The organism is Undibacterium parvum (assembly GCF_003955735.1).
GTDB classification, from domain to species: Bacteria; Pseudomonadota; Gammaproteobacteria; order Burkholderiales; family Burkholderiaceae_D; genus Undibacterium; species Undibacterium parvum.
The window spans coordinates 3422857-3438587 of the sequence record NZ_CP034464.1; the positions used below are offsets into that span (position 1 = coordinate 3422857).

The window sequence follows — 15731 nt, forward strand, 5'->3', positions numbered from 1 at the left end:
TTAACCCTTTGTTCTTTTGCTCTGTACTAAAAATTTCTATCTTAAAAACCTGCGCATGACATGGGGTGCCGGTTCATTTGGGCTGGCGTGTGAGTATTCTAATTCTGGTGCTGCTTCAAAATGATAAGCCGCATATAAATCGAGCAAGCGCGGTTGATCCACCCTTACGCCTAAACGCAATTCATCTACACCTGTGGTTTGTGCGTGGTGTATCACCGCTTCGAGTAAGTGTTGCGATAGACCTGTGCCACGAAAGGCCGGTAATACGCCCATGCGCAGCATTTCCCAGGTATTGCTATCGGCCTCCATCGGCTGCCAGCGTACCGAACCGGCGGGCTCTTCATCGACTAATAAGATAAAGCCACCGCCTAGTTGCAGATCATTCTGTACTCTCTCCAGACTTTCGTGATGACCGCTAGAGCTGGCTGCGACTTTATCTTGCCAGCAAGCGCGGGTTAGATGCGCAATCAAAGGCGCATCTTCTAAGCTAGCTTCGCGTATCAGTACATCCATAGTCTTAGCGAACCCGCATGCCAGGCTGAGCACCTGGCCAGGCTTCGAGTATGTATAAACCAGGATTGGTTTTTTCGTCCGCGGCCGAGGCGGCTAAAACCATGCCTTCGGAAATGCCGAATTTCATTTTACGCGGTGCCAGATTAGCCACCATGACGGTAAATTTACCGATCAGCTGTTCTGGCTGATACGCCGATTTAATGCCTGAGAAGACATTGCGGGTGCGCCCCTCGCCAACATCGAGCGTCAGGCGTAACAATTTGTCTGAGCCTTCTACGTGCTCGCAATTGACGATCTTGGCGATACGCAAATCGATCTTGGCGAAGTCATCAATCTTGATTTCTGCTGCCAGTTCTTCTATCCCGTCGTTGGATGAGCTATGGTCTGCAACTGCTGTTTCGGTCGCCGCTGCGGCTATCGCTTTCGCTACCACGCTCGCTGCAGCCACGTCCGGCACTGGGGCATCGAACAGCGAATCAAAAATTTTGATATCCACGCGCTGCATCAGATGCGCGTATTCCTGGATCACGTGGCCCGCTGGCAAAGTGCTCAATGCATCGTCCCAACGATCAATTTTGCAATTGAACCAAGTCGCCACCGCGCGGGTTAATTCTGGTAGTACCGGTGCCAGCATCACTGTCAGCGTTTTGAAGAGTGCTAAGGCGGTGGTGCAGACCTGATGCAATTCTGCATCGCGGGCTGGATCTTTGGCGATCAGCCACGGCGCTTTTTGTGCCACATATTGATTCGCGTGATCGGCCACTTCCATAATCTTGCGCAGGGCTTTACTGTATTCGCGCGCTTCATACAAGTCTTTTACTTCTGTCACGGCAGCCAGACTAGCTTGTATCAGTTCAGCCGCATCTGGGTCCTGAGCGCCGAGGCGGCCGTCGAAACGCTTGGTGATAAAACCGGCGGCGCGGCTGGCGATGTTGACGTATTTACCGATCAGATCTGCGTTCACGCGCGCTACGAAATCTTCCGGATTCATGTCCAGATCTTCGACCTTGGCATTGAGCTTAGCGGCAAAGTAATAACGCAGCCATTCCGGGTTCATGCCGATGTCGAGATAGCGTAGCGGCGAGATACCGGTGCCGCGCGACTTTGACATTTTTTCGCCCGAGACCGTGACGAAACCGTGTGCATATACATTGTCCGGTGTCTTGTAGCCGGAAAACTTCAGCATCGCTGGCCAGAATAAAGTATGGAAGTAGGTGATGTCCTTGCCGATGAAATGTATCTGTTCGGTGGTCGGATCTGCCATGAAGGCGTCAAAATCACGACCTATCTTACCGAAATAATTTTTCAGCGAGGCCAGATAGCCGACCGGCGCATCGAGCCAGACGTAAAAGTATTTGCCCGGCTGATCGGGGATCTCTATCCCGAAGTAAGGCGCATCGCGGCTGATGTCCCAGTCGCCCAGACCGCCGTCGCCTTCCAGCCATTCCTTGCATTTATTTGCCACTTCCGATTGCAGGCGATTGTCTTGCAAGGCCCAGCCGCGCAAAAATTCTACGCATTTTTCATCCGAGAGTTTAAAGAAAAAATGTTCTGATGATTTCATCACCGGCGTCGCACCGGTCAGCACCGAGTAAGGCTTTACCACTTCGGTCGGTGAATACACGGCGCTGCAGACTTCGCAAGAATCGCCGTATTGATCTTTGGCGCCACACTTAGGGCACTCGCCCTTGATGTAGCGATCCGGCAAAAACATGCTCTTTACCGGGTCGTAAAACTGTTCTATGGTTTTGCTGGTGATAAATCCGGCCGCTTTGAGCTTGCGATAGATGTCTTGAGACAGCTGATGGTTTTCTATGCCGTCGGTGGAGTGCCAATTATCGAACTTCACATGGAAGCCATCGAGATACTGCTTACGCCCGGCGGCAATTTGCGCCACAAATTCTTGCGGTGTGATGCCGGCTTTTTCGGCCGCAATCATGATAGGTGCGCCATGCGCATCATCGGCACCGACGAAATGCACTTCGTTACCCGACATGCGTTGATGCCTGACCCAGATATCAGCCTGGATATATTCCATGATGTGGCCGAGGTGGAAGGGGGCGTTGGCGTAAGGCAGGGCAGTAGTAACGAACAGCTGACGGGTCATGATTGGTGCACTTTTTTATAAACGGACAAGGGCGTTATTTTAACAGCGAAAGCGCCGCTGGCGCGGGTTTGGCCGCACTCAGCGAGAATCTGTGGCGGTATTGTTGTGTTTGCAGATCGCGGAACTGGCCTGAGCGCGCTTTTGTCGAAAATATTATCAATTAATCATAGCGCTATTTCTGAATTAAAAAGTGCTTGCGCAGTATCCATGCGGCTTACAAGCCAAAAAGAGGCTGTGAGGCGCATAGATACTGGGCATAGAGTTTTTGGCTTTAAATATCTGTGCATGGCAGCTATGCTGAGTTGTAAGTCTCTGTTACAAGTTCGGTCTCACGCATATTTCAAAAAGAAAAGCAGCCTATAATTGCGCCAGATCAATATTTTTATATTTAAAAAATGCATGTTAAGGGCTAGAAATGAAAAATCGCGTAGAGAGTATTCTGTTTTTTTTGAGTTGCTGCTGCATCAGTTTGTTGGCCCAGGCCGAAACTGGTGTCAATGGCAAGACTATCGTTTTAGGACAGTCGGTGGCCTTATCTGGTCCGGCGCAGCAATTGGGCACTGAAATGCGCGATGGCGCTTTGGCCTATTTTGATCATATCAATGCGCAAGGTGGTGTCAACGGGCGTCAGATCGTATTGAAAACATTGGACGATGGCTACGAAGCCGATAGAGCCGCCGCCAACACCAAGCAATTGATCGAAAAAGAAGGCGCGTTTGCCTTATTCGGTTACGTAGGCACGCCGACTTCGAATGCTGCCATGCCGCTGGTGAATAAAGAAGAAATTCCTTTCTTTGCACCATTTACCGGTGCGCAATCACTACGTGAGCCTTTTAACCGCAATGTCTTTCATATCCGTGCCAGTTATTTTGAAGAGACAGAAAAAATTGTCGATCATAGTACGACGCTTTCACTCAAGCGCATTGCCGTGTTTTATCAAAACGATGCGTATGGCAAGGCCGGATTGGAAGGCGTCACCCGTGCCCTGAAAAAACGCAATATAGAAGTGGTTGGTCTGGCGACGGTGGAGCGCAATAGCGTCGATGTGACGGCCGCTGTTGCCAAATTAAAGCTAGCAAAGCCGCAAGCGGTGATCATGATCTCTGCCTACACTTCGTGTGCGGCTTTTATTAAGGAAATGATTAAGGATACCAGTGCCGCTCCGGTGTTTTGGAATATCTCCTTTGTCGGCAGCCAGGCGCTCTCGAAAGAGCTGGGAAAAGACGGTCGTGGCGTGATGATTTCACAAGTCATGCCAGCTCCCTGGGAAGACATCACTGCAGTGGTGAAGGAATATAAAAATCTGTATGCAAATAAGCCGGGCCGTGAAGTCGGCTATGTCAGTCTGGAAGGCTTTATCGCCGCCAAGGTGATGGTTGAAGGTTTGAAACGCGCCGGTGGTGGCTTAACGCGGGATGGCTTGATACGCGCGCTGGAATCGATGAATTCTTATAACGCCGGCGGATTTCAGGTGAAGTTTAGTAGCAGTAATCACAGCGCATCGACCTATGTCGATTTGAGCGTGATCGGTAAAGACGGTAAGTTCATGCATTAAGTTTGAAACGCCAAATAAAAAACGCAGAACAAGTTCTGCGTTTTTTTACGTCTTAAATCACCATTAAGTCCGCCATTAAGTCTGCAACTAAGTCTGCAACTCATGCAGCGGCCAGCGCGGTCTGACATTAAAACCATACTCGCGCGTTGCCAGCGCAGGATTTTGTTGCAGGCGCATGGCACCGGCAAAGGCGATCATGGCGCCGTTGTCGGTACAAAATTCCAGCTCGGGGTAAAACACCTGATAACGACGCTTGGCGGCAGCGGCATTTAAGGCGGTGCGCAATTGCTGATTGGCACCGACGCCACCGGCGATCACCAAACGCTTTAAGCCTTGTTCTTTGAGTGCCGTCATGGATTTGGCGACCAGCACGTCGACCAGAGCATCGACAAAGCCACGCGCGATATTGGCCTTGTCTTGCTCGCAGATGTCGGTGTTATGGTTTTTTACCACCGTTAATACGGCAGTTTTGAGACCCGAAAAACTAAAATTGAGGTCTTTCGAGTGCAACATAGGACGTGGCAATTTATACGCCGCGGGGTCGCCAAACTCGGCCAGACGCGAAATCGCCGGCCCACCGGGATAAGTTAAACCCAGCAGTTTGGCCGATTTATCGAAGGCTTCGCCGGCCGCATCATCTAGCGTTTCACCGAGTAATTTGTACTGTCCTACGCCATCCACACGCATCAATTGCGTATGACCGCCCGATACCAGTAAGGCGATGAAGGGGAATTGCGGTGGCTGGCTCGCTAACAAGGGGGACAGTAAGTGCCCTTCCAGATGATGGATGCCTATGACCGGTTTATCTAATGCCAGCGCCAGGCCGCAGGCTACCGAGGCCCCGACCAGCAAGGCACCGGCCAGCCCCGGGCCTTGGGTGTAGGCGATGGCGTCGATCTGATGTTTGTCCAGCTTGGCCTGGGTTAATACTTCGGTCAATAAGGGCAGGGCGCGCCGTATATGGTCGCGTGAGGCGAGCTCAGGCACGACGCCGCCGTATTCCTGATGCATGGCGATCTGCGAGTGCAGCGCATGCGCCAGCAAGCCGTGTTCAGTGTCGTACAAGGCCAAGCCGGTTTCATCGCAGGAGGATTCAATACCGAGAACTATCATTAAAAATGGTTTCTTATTTAGATGTTTTGCAAAAGCGACAAGCCCTCTGAGCTTGATCTGGTGCGGATTTTGCTTACTTAGTTGAAGTAAGTATCCGTAAAAGACAGATTATAGGTCTTAACCAGCCAATCAGCAGCACTCTAGAGTATCAAAATATGAAAGCAGCTAGTTTACGGATCGTGGTCGTGAATACCGTTATCCCGGTCGAAAATGAGCAGGAGAGCCATGTGCAGGCGCAACTGGCACGCTCGCGCGCCTTACGCATAGGCTTGCTGCAGGCTGGCTACAACATCATTGCGGTACTGCCTGGCGATCTCTACATGACCGAGCGCATTGCGCAATTGCAGCCCGACATGATCATCATCGATGCCGAATCGGATGCGCGTGATGTTCTCGAGCACATGGTGTTAGCGACCCGCGATGCACCACGCCCTATCGTTTTGTTCACGGAAGACAGTGATCAAAGCAATATGGCTGCAGCCATGGAGGCAGGGGTCTCGGCCTATGTGGTGGCAGGTTTGCAGACCGAGCGTATCAAACCTGTGCTGGATGTGGCGATGGCGCGTTTTAATGCCGACCAAAAACTGCGTTCCGAATTATCGGATACCAAGGCTAAGTTGGCCGAGCGCAAAACCATAGAGCGCGCCAAGGGTTTGCTGATGGAGCGCCATCAGCTATCAGAAAACGATGCCTACCAAAGGTTACGCAAACAGGCGATGGAAAAAAATCTGAAGTTGGCCGATCTGGCGCAACGGGTGCTGGATGTGGCAGATTTGTTGGGCGCATAGATTTTGAACTGTAATGGTGCGCTGCGTCATAACGGTGCGGTTTTTTCTCTGTATTGGGGATGCTTGGGCGGTTTTAAGCTGTCACTGCTGAGGCCGCACTGATGAAAGAAAACTGGCACAGCAATTGCTAATAGCTAGTAAAGCGCCAACGCTGGCGCAAGAGTGAATCCGGCTAACGGCGGTCGATTCACCGAGACAAAGGTGTCTTCTTACATTGTTTATTCAATGTAGCAAGACGCCTTTTTTGTTTACATTTTTTTCTTAAGCTGGAGCGCACTATGTCAATTCAAACACCAAAGAATAAGTCTGAAGATTTCACTACCGTGGAGGCTCACCTTGATAGCACCCAAACTAATCTTCAGCGCCGTCATTTTTTGCAGGGTGCTGCAGTCGTCGCAGGAGCTGGTGTCGTCGGGCTACGTTCAGGTGGTGTCTGGGCCGCCGGTTCGGATAAGCCAGAGAAAGAAGAAGTGCGCATTGGTTTCATACCGCTTACCGATTGCGCCTCGATTGTGATGGCATCGGTGCTTGGTTTTGATAAAAAATATGGCATCAAAATTATTCCGACCAAGGAATCCTCATGGGCCAGTGTGCGCGATAAATTAGTCAATGGTGAACTCGACGCCGCACATGTCTTGTACGGGCTGATCTATGGGGTGCAGATGGGCGTGAGCGGCAATAAGAAAGACATGGCGGTCTTGATGACTCTGAATAATAACGGGCAGGCCATTACCTTGTCGAAGAAACTGGCGGATAAAGGGGCGGTGGATGGTGCGGGCCTGGCCAAGCTGATGCAAATGGAAAAGCGCGAATACACCTTTGCCCATACCCTCCCGACCGGCACGCACGCGATGTGGCTCAATTACTGGATGGCGGCGCATGGTATCAACCCTTTAAAAGAAGCCAAGGTGATCACCGTGCCGCCACCGCAAATGGTCGCCAATATGCGGGTTGGAAATATGGATGGCTACTGCGTCGGTGAGCCTTGGAATCATAGGGCGATTGCCGACGGTATCGGCATCACAGCAGCGACGACGCAAGATATCTGGAAAGATCATCCAGAGAAAGTCTTGGGCACCAGCGCCGAGTTTGTACAGAAGTACCCAAATACGGCACGCGCCATGACAGCCGCAATTCTTGAGGCGAGCCGCTGGATCGACGCTTCCCTGACGAATAAAAACAAGATGGCCGAAACCATCGCCGACAAGGCCTATGTCAACACCTCTGTCGATGTGATCAATCAAAGAATTATGGGGCGCTACCAAAATGGTATGGGCAAGACCTGGGACGATCCTAACTACATGAAATTTTTCAATGACGGTGCGGTGAATTTCCCTTACCTGTCGGACGGCATGTGGTTCATGACTCAGCACAAGCGCTGGGGCTTGCTGAAAGCCGATCCGGATTATCTGGCTGTGGCAAAAGCAGTCAACCGCATCGATGTCTACAAAGATGCGGCGGCAATGGCCAAGGTCGCCGTGCCTAAGGATGCCATGCGCAGTAGCAAACTGATGGATGGCTCGGTCTGGGATGGTAAAAATCCGGCAGCTTATGCTGCCTCGTTCAAGATTAAAGCATAGGGGAGTGAAATGAATACCATGGTACATGGCGTAATCCGCGACCCGGCCAGCAGTACAGCCGAGATTAAAACTATTGTCAGCACACCGCCAGCAGAGGCGATGGCAGTACCGCTGCCTGCAAAAGAAAAAAAGCAAGCGCGTTTTTCTGTTTCCTTAAAACCGTTTTTTCTGGCGATTCTGCCACCTATGTTGGGCGTAGGTCTACTGATCTTGATCTGGGAAATTATCGCGATCAAGACCTCCAGTTTTCCCTCTCCCTGGGTTACCTTGCAAGAGGCAATTAAGGTGTTTTCTGATCCGTTTTATCAAAACGGGCCGAACGACCAGGGCATAGGCTGGAACATCTTTGCCTCGCTCAAGCGGGTGGCACTGGGCTTCGGTCTGGCTGCTGCGGTCGGTATCCCCTTGGGCTTTCTGATAGGGCGCTTTAAATTTTTGTCCGGTATGTTCAATCCCATCATCAGCTTACTCAAGCCAGTCTCGCCGCTGGCCTGGTTGCCGATAGGCTTGCTGGTATTTAAGTCGGCACATCCGGCAGCGATCTGGTCGATTTTTATCTGTTCGATCTGGCCCATGATCATCAATACCGCGATCGGCGTGCAGCGCGTGCCGCAAGACTATATGAACGTAGCGCGGGTCTTGAATCTGTCTGAGTGGAAGATATTCACCAAAATCTTATTCCCTTCTGTACTGCCCTACATGCTGACCGGGGTTAGGTTAGCGATTGGTACTGCCTGGTTGGTGATAGTCGCGGCAGAAATGCTGACCGGCGGTGTCGGTATTGGCTTCTGGGTCTGGGATGAATGGAATAGCCTGAACGTCCCGCACATCATCATCGCGATTGTGGTGATAGGTTTGGTCGGCCTGATTTTAGAGCAAATACTGGTGGCCGTGGCCCGTGCTTTTACTTATGACGATGTGCCTAGTTAATCCTTAAATTAATCAGCGAGTAAGGAGTTCAAGATGGAAAAGTTAGATGCGAAATACATAGAGATCAACAATGTCGAGATGCGTTTTAATACCAAGAAAGGGAGTTTTCACGCTCTGCGTGATATTAATCTTAGTGTCGCCAAGGGTGAGTTTATTACCCTGATAGGCCACTCGGGTTGCGGTAAATCGACTTTGCTCAACCTGATCGCTGGCTTGACGACCGCCAGTTCCGGCACACTGTTGTGCGCTAATCGTGAAATCGCCGGGCCTTCGCCTGAGCGCGGCGTGGTGTTTCAGAACCACTCGCTACTGCCTTGGCTCACTTGCTATGAAAATGTGTATCTGGCGGTGGAGCGGGTCTTTGGCGCAAGGGAAAATGGCACCAAATTACAGAAGCGTACTATGCAAGCCTTGTCGCTGGTCGGCCTCACTCACGCGGAAAACAAACGTCCGAATGAAATTTCAGGCGGCATGAAACAAAGGGTGGGGATCGCGCGCGCCTTGGCGATTGAGCCTAAGGTGCTACTGCTGGATGAACCCTTTGGCGCTCTCGATGCCTTGACGCGCGCCCATTTGCAAGACGAGTTGCTGAAGATCGTCGCCAAGACCGCATCGACCGTGGTGATGGTGACGCATGATGTGGATGAGGCGGTGTTGCTCTCTGACCGTATCGTGATGATGACCAACGGCCCGGCGGCCACCATAGGCGAAATTCTAAGCGTCAAACTGGAGCGTCCGCGCGAGCGGGTCGCGCTCTCGCAAGACCCCTTGTATGCCGAATATCGCAGCGCCGTACTGGAGTTTTTATACCACCGCCAATCGCATCCAGCCAAGGATGCTGCCTAAAATTTTTAGGCAGCAGGCCGCTCGCGCATATACCATGCGGGTCTCCAGCCTGCATGGCCTGCAAGCCGCATGGGATATGCGCGCTGGCGGCATCACTTTTTAAATTTGTCTGGGATGGCTCAGCGCTGTTTCCAGTCGCAGTCATCAGCATGATCCTGCACCATGCCTATCGCCTGCATATACGCATAGATAATGGTGGAGCCGACAAACTTGAAGCCGCGTTTGAGCAAATCTTTTGAGATGCGGTCGGATAAATCTGTTTTGATGATGCGCTCGCCGTGATTCGCTATAGGCACGCCGCCCACATAGGCCCACAGATAGGCGTCCAGACTGCCGACTTCTGCGCAGAGACGCAGGTAAGCTTGCGCATTGGTGATGGCGGCAGCGATCTTCAGACGATTGCGCACGATGCCGGCGTTACACAATAATGCGGCGACCTTGGCGGCATCGTAGGCGGCGATTTTTTTTGCATCCCAATCATCAAACGCCGCGCGATAATTGGCGCGTTTATTGAGTATGGTTTCCCAACTCAATCCGGCCTGTGCGCCTTCTAAGTTCAGCATCTCGAACAAGCGCAGCTCGTCGTGGCAAGGCACGCCCCATTCATCGTCGTGATAGGCAAGGTAGAGTGGATTGGCTGGATTAGCCCAGGCGCAGCGAGTGACTGGCATTGTGTCTTTCTAAATTGGTTCTAAAATTATTTCTAAAATTGGCGTATGCTATTTTAACATTTGATAAAAATCCTAATAGCGCAAGCAATACTGACTTGCGCCGTTTAGATTTGTCGAAATCATTCGCCGTATCCAGAAAATTTTAGGTCTCGCTTTATGTTGAAACAAGCTTATTTACCATTTACTGCGCTGTGGTTCGCGCTACTTTTATCCGCCTGCGGTGGCGGCGGTGGCGGCACTAGTCTTAGCAGTTGTTCTGGCAATGCAGCTGCTTGTGCTGCTAGCGGCAGTGCTGGCAACGGTACTAGCACTGGCACAGCGCTGGCGCCATCGATCACACTGGCGAATCTTTGTCAGGCGCCTAGAGTTGGCGGCGATCCCTTTAATAAAAACCTGGCCTATCCCGATAAACCTGGTAGTTTGACGACAGAAAAACAATGGTTGCGTTCCTGGATAGATGAAACTTATCTCTGGTATAAAGAAGTGCCGGCTAGCTTGAATCCCGATAGTTACGCTAATCCTATTGCTTATTTCGATGCGCTGAAAACGCCTGAGTTGACTGCCTCAGGCAAAGCCAAGGATAGGTTTCACTTTACCTATTCTAGCGCAGAGTGGGATGCGATTTCGCAGCAAGGGGTGGAGCTAGGTTATGGGATACGTTGGTCGCGTAGTGCTAGCGGTACTTTCCCACGCAAACGGGTGATCGCTACCGTTGAACTGGGCTCGCCGGCGGATAAGGCAGGCCTGCGCCGCGGTGATCAATTGACTACCATCGATAGCCTTGATTACCTTAACAGTGCAGTGGCGGCTGATATCGCCATATTTAACCAGGCGCTGTTTCCAGAAAAAACAGGTGAACTCCACACTTTCGTTTTCGAGCGCAATGGCAGCACCATCAATGCGCCAATGGTTGCTGAAAATGTGGCGGTAGCGCCGGTGCAGAATGTGAAAACCATTAGCACTAGCAGTGGCACGGTCGGTTATCTGACATTTCATGAGCACAATGCAAATTCAGAAAAGGGCTTGGTCGACGCGATCACTCAACTAAAAACGGCAGGAGTGACTGATCTGGTGCTTGATGTACGGTATAACGGCGGCGGCCTCTTGTATGTCGCCAGTGAGTTGGCATATATGATAGCCGGACCGACCGCCACCGCCGGTAAGGTCTTTGAGCAAGCCCAGTTTAACGATAAGATCAGACCTGATCCGGCGACGCCCTTTTTCGCGACAGCGATCGGTTTTTCCACCACCCAAGGTGTGCCAAAAGGTTCGACCTTACCCTATTTGGGTTTGAAGCGCGTCAGCCTACTGACCAGTGCTGGCACCTGTTCAGCCAGTGAGGCCATCATCAATGGCTTGCAAGGTATAGACATCGAAGTTAACTTGATCGGTGCTCAGACTTGCGGCAAGCCGTATGGCTTTTATCCCACGCCTAATTGTGGCACCACCTATTTCGCGATTCAGTTTAAAGGCGTCAACAATAAGGGGTTTGGTGACTACTCGGATGGGATAGCCGCCACCTGTAACGTGGCCGATGATTTTACCCGCGCGCTCGGTGATCCGACCGAAGGCCAATTGGCGGCGGCCCTGAGTTATCGCGAGAGTAAAGTTTGCCCAGCAGCCAGCGTGGGTGTCAATTTACAGGCCGGCTATGCCACGCAAAATTTACGCTTGGTACGCCCGGCTGCCAAGGAAATCGCCATTTATGGCAGTGGGAGTTTGCGATGAAAATAGCGCAAGCTATCTTATTTATTCTTTTTGCTGGAACGCTTGCTGCCTGCCAGGCCGTTACGCCCGCAATTGGAACAGCGGCGCGTCTGCTGGCAGTCGATCAGCTTGCCAGGCAAGAGTTGCAACTGCAGACGGCGACATTTTTAGGCCTCGCCAGTATTGATCTGGCTGAAAATACTTTGATCGATAGCAGCCAGTTTTCCTATGCGCGTACGCCACGATACGATGCTAGCGGTCAAATGCTGCAGGGACGGGTGGTCGAGATGCCACACATCTTCAAACTACAAATCCGCGCTCAGCAATGCTGGTTAATCTATGAGAACAAGGCACAAGAAGTGCATCTCAAGCACGCCAAATGTGTGGCAGAGTAGTTTGCTAGCTAGCGCGTAAAAGCTGGGCTCGCTTGGCTTGCAGCGCTGGCAGCACCAGCCTGCGCTGCCAATATGCGTTCTCTACTTAGGTAAAAAATCCTGTGCTGGATCCTGAGCGAAAAAGCTCTCGCAGGTAGACTGTGAAATGCTAGAAAGTAAGCCAAAGCGTTTTTTCGCCTCTGAGCGTTTATGCGAGGGGATACTCGCCATATCTGGCTCAGCCAAGGCCACACAGGGCAGACGGAAGTCGCCATCTGCGCGTGGCTCGGCTTGCAGCTCTTGCCAACTGGCGTCGTAATCGGCAAACACCTTGCCTTTTTTTAGCGGCTGCGTCACTACACGGTTTTTATTTCCAACCAGTAGTAGATCCTCGCACTGCAGTTGCAGGCCTAATTGCTGTACCAATCTTACCAATAGCGTCTTGGGGCGCAAGCCATACATATCCTTGGTGGCCACACGTATCTGTTCTAGACTATTCGGCTCGCGGCCACCTTGCAGGCAGCCTATGGCAACGCCACTAGTTCCGGCACGCGAGAAAAATGTGAAGGCAACAGAGAACAAAACACTGTCTTGCGCACTGTCATGCGCATGGCCACCATTACGTAATTGCAAAACCAGCTCACCCTCACGTTCCATGGTGGTGGCTGCCAGCAGTTCTAGTTGATAAATCGCGCCAGATTTTCCTGTGAATTGGCTGAGCGTAACGGGGGCCTTAGCTGCGGCTAACACCAGGTCGCCCAATTGCTGCTGGGCTATGAGTGCGTAATGGGAATACACCAGCTCCAGTCGGGCGCCGCAAGTTAGCTGCCTGGAAAGATAAGGTCGAAAGATTTTTTTTAAGATGCTGGGATTGGCCAGTGCCAAGTCTTTGTGGAAGGGGCTAGAGTTCCAAAGCGCTATCCATAGACGTGCCGTAGGATAACTGAATACGGCACGTAAGCTTATTTTTATCGTCTCTCTAAGATACGACAGTCCGCGCTGCGATTGATTGACCCCCGTATATAAACTAACCGGGCGCAGCGCTGAGCTAGTAAACAGTGATAGCGGATGCGGCTGGCTTAAGGCTAAGTGGTGGATATCAACAATCTGGATATTGGAAGGCGCAGCATCAGCGGGAGGTTTATGCATGTGTAAGGAGAGTCTACGGTACAGAAAAATAATTTTCAAAAATACATAAAAGTTGGTACTATCGCGGTTCGCAGATGGATTGTAACGTAATGTACATCCCTTGTAACTGACTGTATTTAGTGGCGCTGTTGGCTCTGGTGCCAGGTCCTTCAGGATTTGTTTTTTTGAAAAACATACAAACCGAAATAATGAAATATCGTAAAAAATCATTCTTTGTTTTTTCGACGCTCACTCTGGCCTAGACTAAGATGAAGCGTGCCTTGATTTCCGTCGATGAAGAGATGGCGCTTGCCAGTAGCAGCATTACGGTTTCTTCACATAATTCGAGGATGTTGGTGATCGCTCCCAATTGGATAGGCGACGCCATCATGGCGCAGCCCTTGCTGCAATTGTTAAAGCAAAATTATCCGCACAGAGCGATCGATGTGTTGGCGCCGAGTTGGGTGGCACCAGTGATGCGTGCCATGAGCGAAGTCGATCATGTGATAGAGAGCTCGCTCAAGCATGGCTCCTTCAAGTTTCGTGAGTACTTAAGTTATGCGCAAATTTTGCGCCATCGCTCTTACTCCGAAGTCTATGTGCTGCCGAATACCTTGAAATACGCCTTATTGCCCTGGTTGGCTGGCATCAAAAAGCGCATAGGCTACAGGGGCGAGACCCGCTATGGCTTGATTAATGTGATGCATCACGATAATCGACGCGCACCGCTGCCTATGACCAAATTTTACGCGGCATTGGCGGCTAAACCCAAGACCCAGTTTGCCTTGGTTTTGCCTAGGCCTGTGTTGCATGTGGCACCTGCTCAGATCGAGACGGTGTATACATCCCTGGGGCTGAGCGGCAGCAGTAAACTGATCGTGTTTGCTCCCGGTGCAGAATTCGGCACCGCCAAGCGTTGGCCTGCCAGCCATTTTGCGCGTTTGGCTCAGACTATCAAACAAGCGCATCCACAGGCGCAAGTGGTCTTGTTGGGTTCTCCTAAAGACGTTGATGTATGTGAAGAAATCCTAAGTCTATCTCCAGGTCTTATCAATCTTGCCGGTAAAACCAGTTTGGATCAGGCGATCGCGGTGATCGCCGGCGCGGCGCTGATGGTGAGTAATGATTCTGGCTTATTGCACGTCGCTTCTGGCTTGAATCGTCCTGTGATTGCCTTGTACGGGCCGACTGACCCCGAGCATGCCCCACCGTTTTCGGATGTCGCCAAGTCTGTTTCTCTGCATCTCGCTTGCGGTCCCTGCAAGCAAAGAGAGTGTCCGCTGGGTCATCAAGACTGTATGCAAAAAATTAGCAGCGAACATGTCTGGACTTTATTGCAGCCTATGCTGGATGCTTAGGCGATTCATTTTCAAACTTCACTCTTAAATTTTATTCTCAAATTTAATTCCCAGCTTTAAACAAGCATTTTGAACTCTGCACCAGGGCGCAGGTCTTAGCACGTGCGTTGCATGCATCAACTTAGACAAGTACGGCTACTTTTGTGTAAGATAGTAAGACTGCAAGAATTTACTTACTAGCCCATTCGCTAGCTTGCCTCTGTTAGTTGCAGGACTTACGTAAAATCGCCCCAGCGTTGTTGTATCCGCCTTGCCGTACTGATGTACTGTCTTCGGTGGCACGCCTAGCTGGTACAATTTTGCGTAAGTCCTAAGTTGGATTAAAACGGCCCGATTTTCCTTCAAGATTGAAACTATACGATGAAAAAAAGAGAATTTATATTGGCAGCGATGGCCGCTTCCGCCAGCCTGCTGGGCCTGCCTGTATTGGCACAGCAAACCAAGGAAGCGCAAAAAGAGGCGCAAAAATTCAATCTGCATGGGCTAGATGCCAACGGTAAAAAACTCGAATTGAGCGATTACCTGGGGAAAACCGTCTTAGTCAGTTTTTTTACCGCCGGTTGCAGCCTGTGTTCACGCGATCTGAAATTGATGCGCGAATTTTATGTGGGCAATGCCAAGCGCAATTTTGTTTTGCTGGCGATTAATATCGACCAGGAGAAAAAAGATTTTGATGACTACAATAAGCTGATCGCGCTAGCGGTACCGAAAGAGCAGCGCTTCCCTACGGTGTGGCGCAATGCGCCGGAGCACAAAGATAATTTCGGTGTGATCACTCGTCAGCCCACCCATTTTGTGATTAATGCCAAGAATCAGTTGGTGTTTAAGCGTGAAGGTAGTTTCTTGCCGAATGACTGGGATACCTTGTGGGAGTCGCTGGATAGTTAATTAGGACTTACGCAAAACCGCCCCAGCGTCGTTGTATTCGCCTTGCCGTACTAATTACTGTCTTCGGCGATACGCCTAGCTGGAACAATTTTCCGTAAGTCCTATTAATATCTAAATAGGGGGGTATATACTCCCCTTATTTTAATCTTCTCAAATAAAAAAGCGCACGTGAT

General features: G+C 50.9%; 14 protein-coding genes. 9 read left to right on the forward strand and 5 right to left on the reverse strand.

What is annotated here, in order from left to right; translation table 11 throughout:
* Positions 1–36: 36 nt before the first annotated feature.
* Together EJN92_RS14960 and metG are read right to left on the reverse strand one after the other, a co-directional pair.
* Positions 37–513, reverse strand: coding sequence for a GNAT family N-acetyltransferase (locus tag EJN92_RS14960; protein WP_126128557.1), 477 nt, complete (start codon positions 511–513; stop codon positions 37–39).
* Positions 514–517: 4 nt separating this feature from the next.
* The gene (gene metG, locus EJN92_RS14965; protein WP_126128558.1) at positions 518–2620 is read right to left on the reverse strand and encodes a methionine--tRNA ligase; all 2103 of its coding nucleotides are present in this window, start codon (positions 2618–2620) and stop codon (positions 518–520) included.
* A 415-nt stretch (positions 2621–3035) separates the two neighbouring features.
* Here metG and EJN92_RS14970 point away from each other — a divergent pair, with 415 nt between their 5' ends.
* The gene (locus tag EJN92_RS14970) at positions 3036–4175 is read left to right on the forward strand and encodes an ABC transporter substrate-binding protein (RefSeq protein WP_126128559.1); all 1140 of its coding nucleotides are present in this window, start codon (positions 3036–3038) and stop codon (positions 4173–4175) included.
* A gap of 87 nt (positions 4176–4262) precedes the next feature.
* Here the strand turns inward: EJN92_RS14970 and tsaD are convergent, their stop codons facing one another.
* On the reverse strand, positions 4263–5288 hold the full coding sequence (gene tsaD / locus EJN92_RS14975) for a tRNA (adenosine(37)-N6)-threonylcarbamoyltransferase complex transferase subunit TsaD (protein ID WP_126128560.1): 1026 nt from the start codon (positions 5286–5288) through the stop codon (positions 4263–4265).
* A 155-nt stretch (positions 5289–5443) separates the two neighbouring features.
* On the opposite strand from tsaD, the gene EJN92_RS14980 reads away from it, so the two are divergent.
* The 4 genes from EJN92_RS14980 (at position 5444) to EJN92_RS14995 (ending at position 9432) form a co-directional block, all read left to right on the forward strand.
* Positions 5444–6076 carry an ANTAR domain-containing response regulator gene (locus tag EJN92_RS14980; RefSeq protein WP_126128561.1) on the forward strand — a complete coding sequence of 211 codons (633 nt, stop codon included), beginning with the start codon at positions 5444–5446 and terminating at the stop codon, positions 6074–6076.
* Between the two features lie 278 nt (positions 6077–6354).
* A complete protein-coding gene (locus tag EJN92_RS14985; protein WP_126128562.1) occupies positions 6355–7656 on the forward strand; it encodes a CmpA/NrtA family ABC transporter substrate-binding protein in 1302 nt (433 codons plus the stop codon).
* A 99-nt stretch (positions 7657–7755) separates the two neighbouring features.
* Complete coding sequence (gene ntrB, locus EJN92_RS14990) at positions 7756–8586, forward strand: nitrate ABC transporter permease (protein ID WP_227869838.1); 831 nt, start codon at positions 7756–7758, stop codon at positions 8584–8586.
* A 33-nt stretch (positions 8587–8619) separates the two neighbouring features.
* On the forward strand, positions 8620–9432 hold the full coding sequence (locus EJN92_RS14995) for an ABC transporter ATP-binding protein (protein ID WP_126128564.1): 813 nt from the start codon (positions 8620–8622) through the stop codon (positions 9430–9432).
* 119 nt (positions 9433–9551) lie between these two features.
* Here the strand turns inward: EJN92_RS14995 and EJN92_RS15000 are convergent, their stop codons facing one another.
* Positions 9552–10103, reverse strand: a complete 552-nt coding sequence (locus EJN92_RS15000; protein WP_126128565.1) for a DNA-3-methyladenine glycosylase I — start codon at positions 10101–10103, stop codon at positions 9552–9554.
* A 156-nt stretch (positions 10104–10259) separates the two neighbouring features.
* On the opposite strand from EJN92_RS15000, the gene EJN92_RS15005 reads away from it, so the two are divergent.
* Together EJN92_RS15005 and EJN92_RS15010 are read left to right on the forward strand one after the other, a co-directional pair.
* The gene (locus EJN92_RS15005; RefSeq protein WP_126128566.1) at positions 10260–11831 is read left to right on the forward strand and encodes a S41 family peptidase; all 1572 of its coding nucleotides are present in this window, start codon (positions 10260–10262) and stop codon (positions 11829–11831) included.
* Positions 11828–12205, forward strand: a complete 378-nt coding sequence (locus EJN92_RS15010) for a hypothetical protein (protein ID WP_126128567.1) — start codon at positions 11828–11830, stop codon at positions 12203–12205. The genes EJN92_RS15005 and EJN92_RS15010 overlap by 4 nt, the downstream gene beginning before the upstream one ends.
* Before the next feature lie 81 nt (positions 12206–12286).
* Here EJN92_RS15010 and EJN92_RS15015 read toward each other — a convergent pair whose 3' ends face one another.
* Positions 12287–13333, reverse strand: coding sequence for a DUF535 family protein (locus EJN92_RS15015; protein WP_157984373.1), 1047 nt, complete (start codon positions 13331–13333; stop codon positions 12287–12289).
* Positions 13334–13581: 248 nt separating this feature from the next.
* Between EJN92_RS15015 and waaF the strand changes: the two genes are divergently transcribed.
* Both waaF and EJN92_RS15025 read left to right on the forward strand, forming a co-directional pair.
* Positions 13582–14670, forward strand: a complete 1089-nt coding sequence (gene waaF / locus EJN92_RS15020; RefSeq protein ID WP_227869564.1) for a lipopolysaccharide heptosyltransferase II — start codon at positions 13582–13584, stop codon at positions 14668–14670.
* 360 nt (positions 14671–15030) lie between these two features.
* Positions 15031–15558 carry a peroxiredoxin family protein gene (locus EJN92_RS15025; protein WP_126128569.1) on the forward strand — a complete coding sequence of 176 codons (528 nt, stop codon included), beginning with the start codon at positions 15031–15033 and terminating at the stop codon, positions 15556–15558.
* The last annotated feature ends 173 nt before the right edge of the window (positions 15559–15731 follow it).

Coding starts and splice junctions, on each gene's coding strand:
- EJN92_RS15000 (WP_126128565.1), bottom strand. CDS start 10,103: ATGCCAGTCACTCGCTGCGCCTGGGCTAATCCAGCCAATCCACTCTAC.
- metG (WP_126128558.1), bottom strand. CDS start 2,620: ATGACCCGTCAGCTGTTCGTTACTACTGCCCTGCCTTACGCCAACGCC.
- waaF (WP_227869564.1), top strand. CDS start 13,582: ATGAAGCGTGCCTTGATTTCCGTCGATGAAGAGATGGCGCTTGCCAGT.
- EJN92_RS14985 (WP_126128562.1), top strand. CDS start 6,355: ATGTCAATTCAAACACCAAAGAATAAGTCTGAAGATTTCACTACCGTG.
- EJN92_RS15015 (WP_157984373.1), bottom strand. CDS start 13,333: ATGCATAAACCTCCCGCTGATGCTGCGCCTTCCAATATCCAGATTGTT.
- EJN92_RS15005 (WP_126128566.1), top strand. CDS start 10,260: ATGTTGAAACAAGCTTATTTACCATTTACTGCGCTGTGGTTCGCGCTA.
- tsaD (WP_126128560.1), bottom strand. CDS start 5,288: ATGATAGTTCTCGGTATTGAATCCTCCTGCGATGAAACCGGCTTGGCC.
- EJN92_RS14960 (WP_126128557.1), bottom strand. CDS start 513: ATGGATGTACTGATACGCGAAGCTAGCTTAGAAGATGCGCCTTTGATT.
- EJN92_RS14970 (WP_126128559.1), top strand. CDS start 3,036: ATGAAAAATCGCGTAGAGAGTATTCTGTTTTTTTTGAGTTGCTGCTGC.
- EJN92_RS14980 (WP_126128561.1), top strand. CDS start 5,444: ATGAAAGCAGCTAGTTTACGGATCGTGGTCGTGAATACCGTTATCCCG.
- EJN92_RS15010 (WP_126128567.1), top strand. CDS start 11,828: ATGAAAATAGCGCAAGCTATCTTATTTATTCTTTTTGCTGGAACGCTT.
- EJN92_RS14995 (WP_126128564.1), top strand. CDS start 8,620: ATGGAAAAGTTAGATGCGAAATACATAGAGATCAACAATGTCGAGATG.
- EJN92_RS15025 (WP_126128569.1), top strand. CDS start 15,031: ATGAAAAAAAGAGAATTTATATTGGCAGCGATGGCCGCTTCCGCCAGC.
- ntrB (WP_227869838.1), top strand. CDS start 7,756: ATGGCAGTACCGCTGCCTGCAAAAGAAAAAAAGCAAGCGCGTTTTTCT.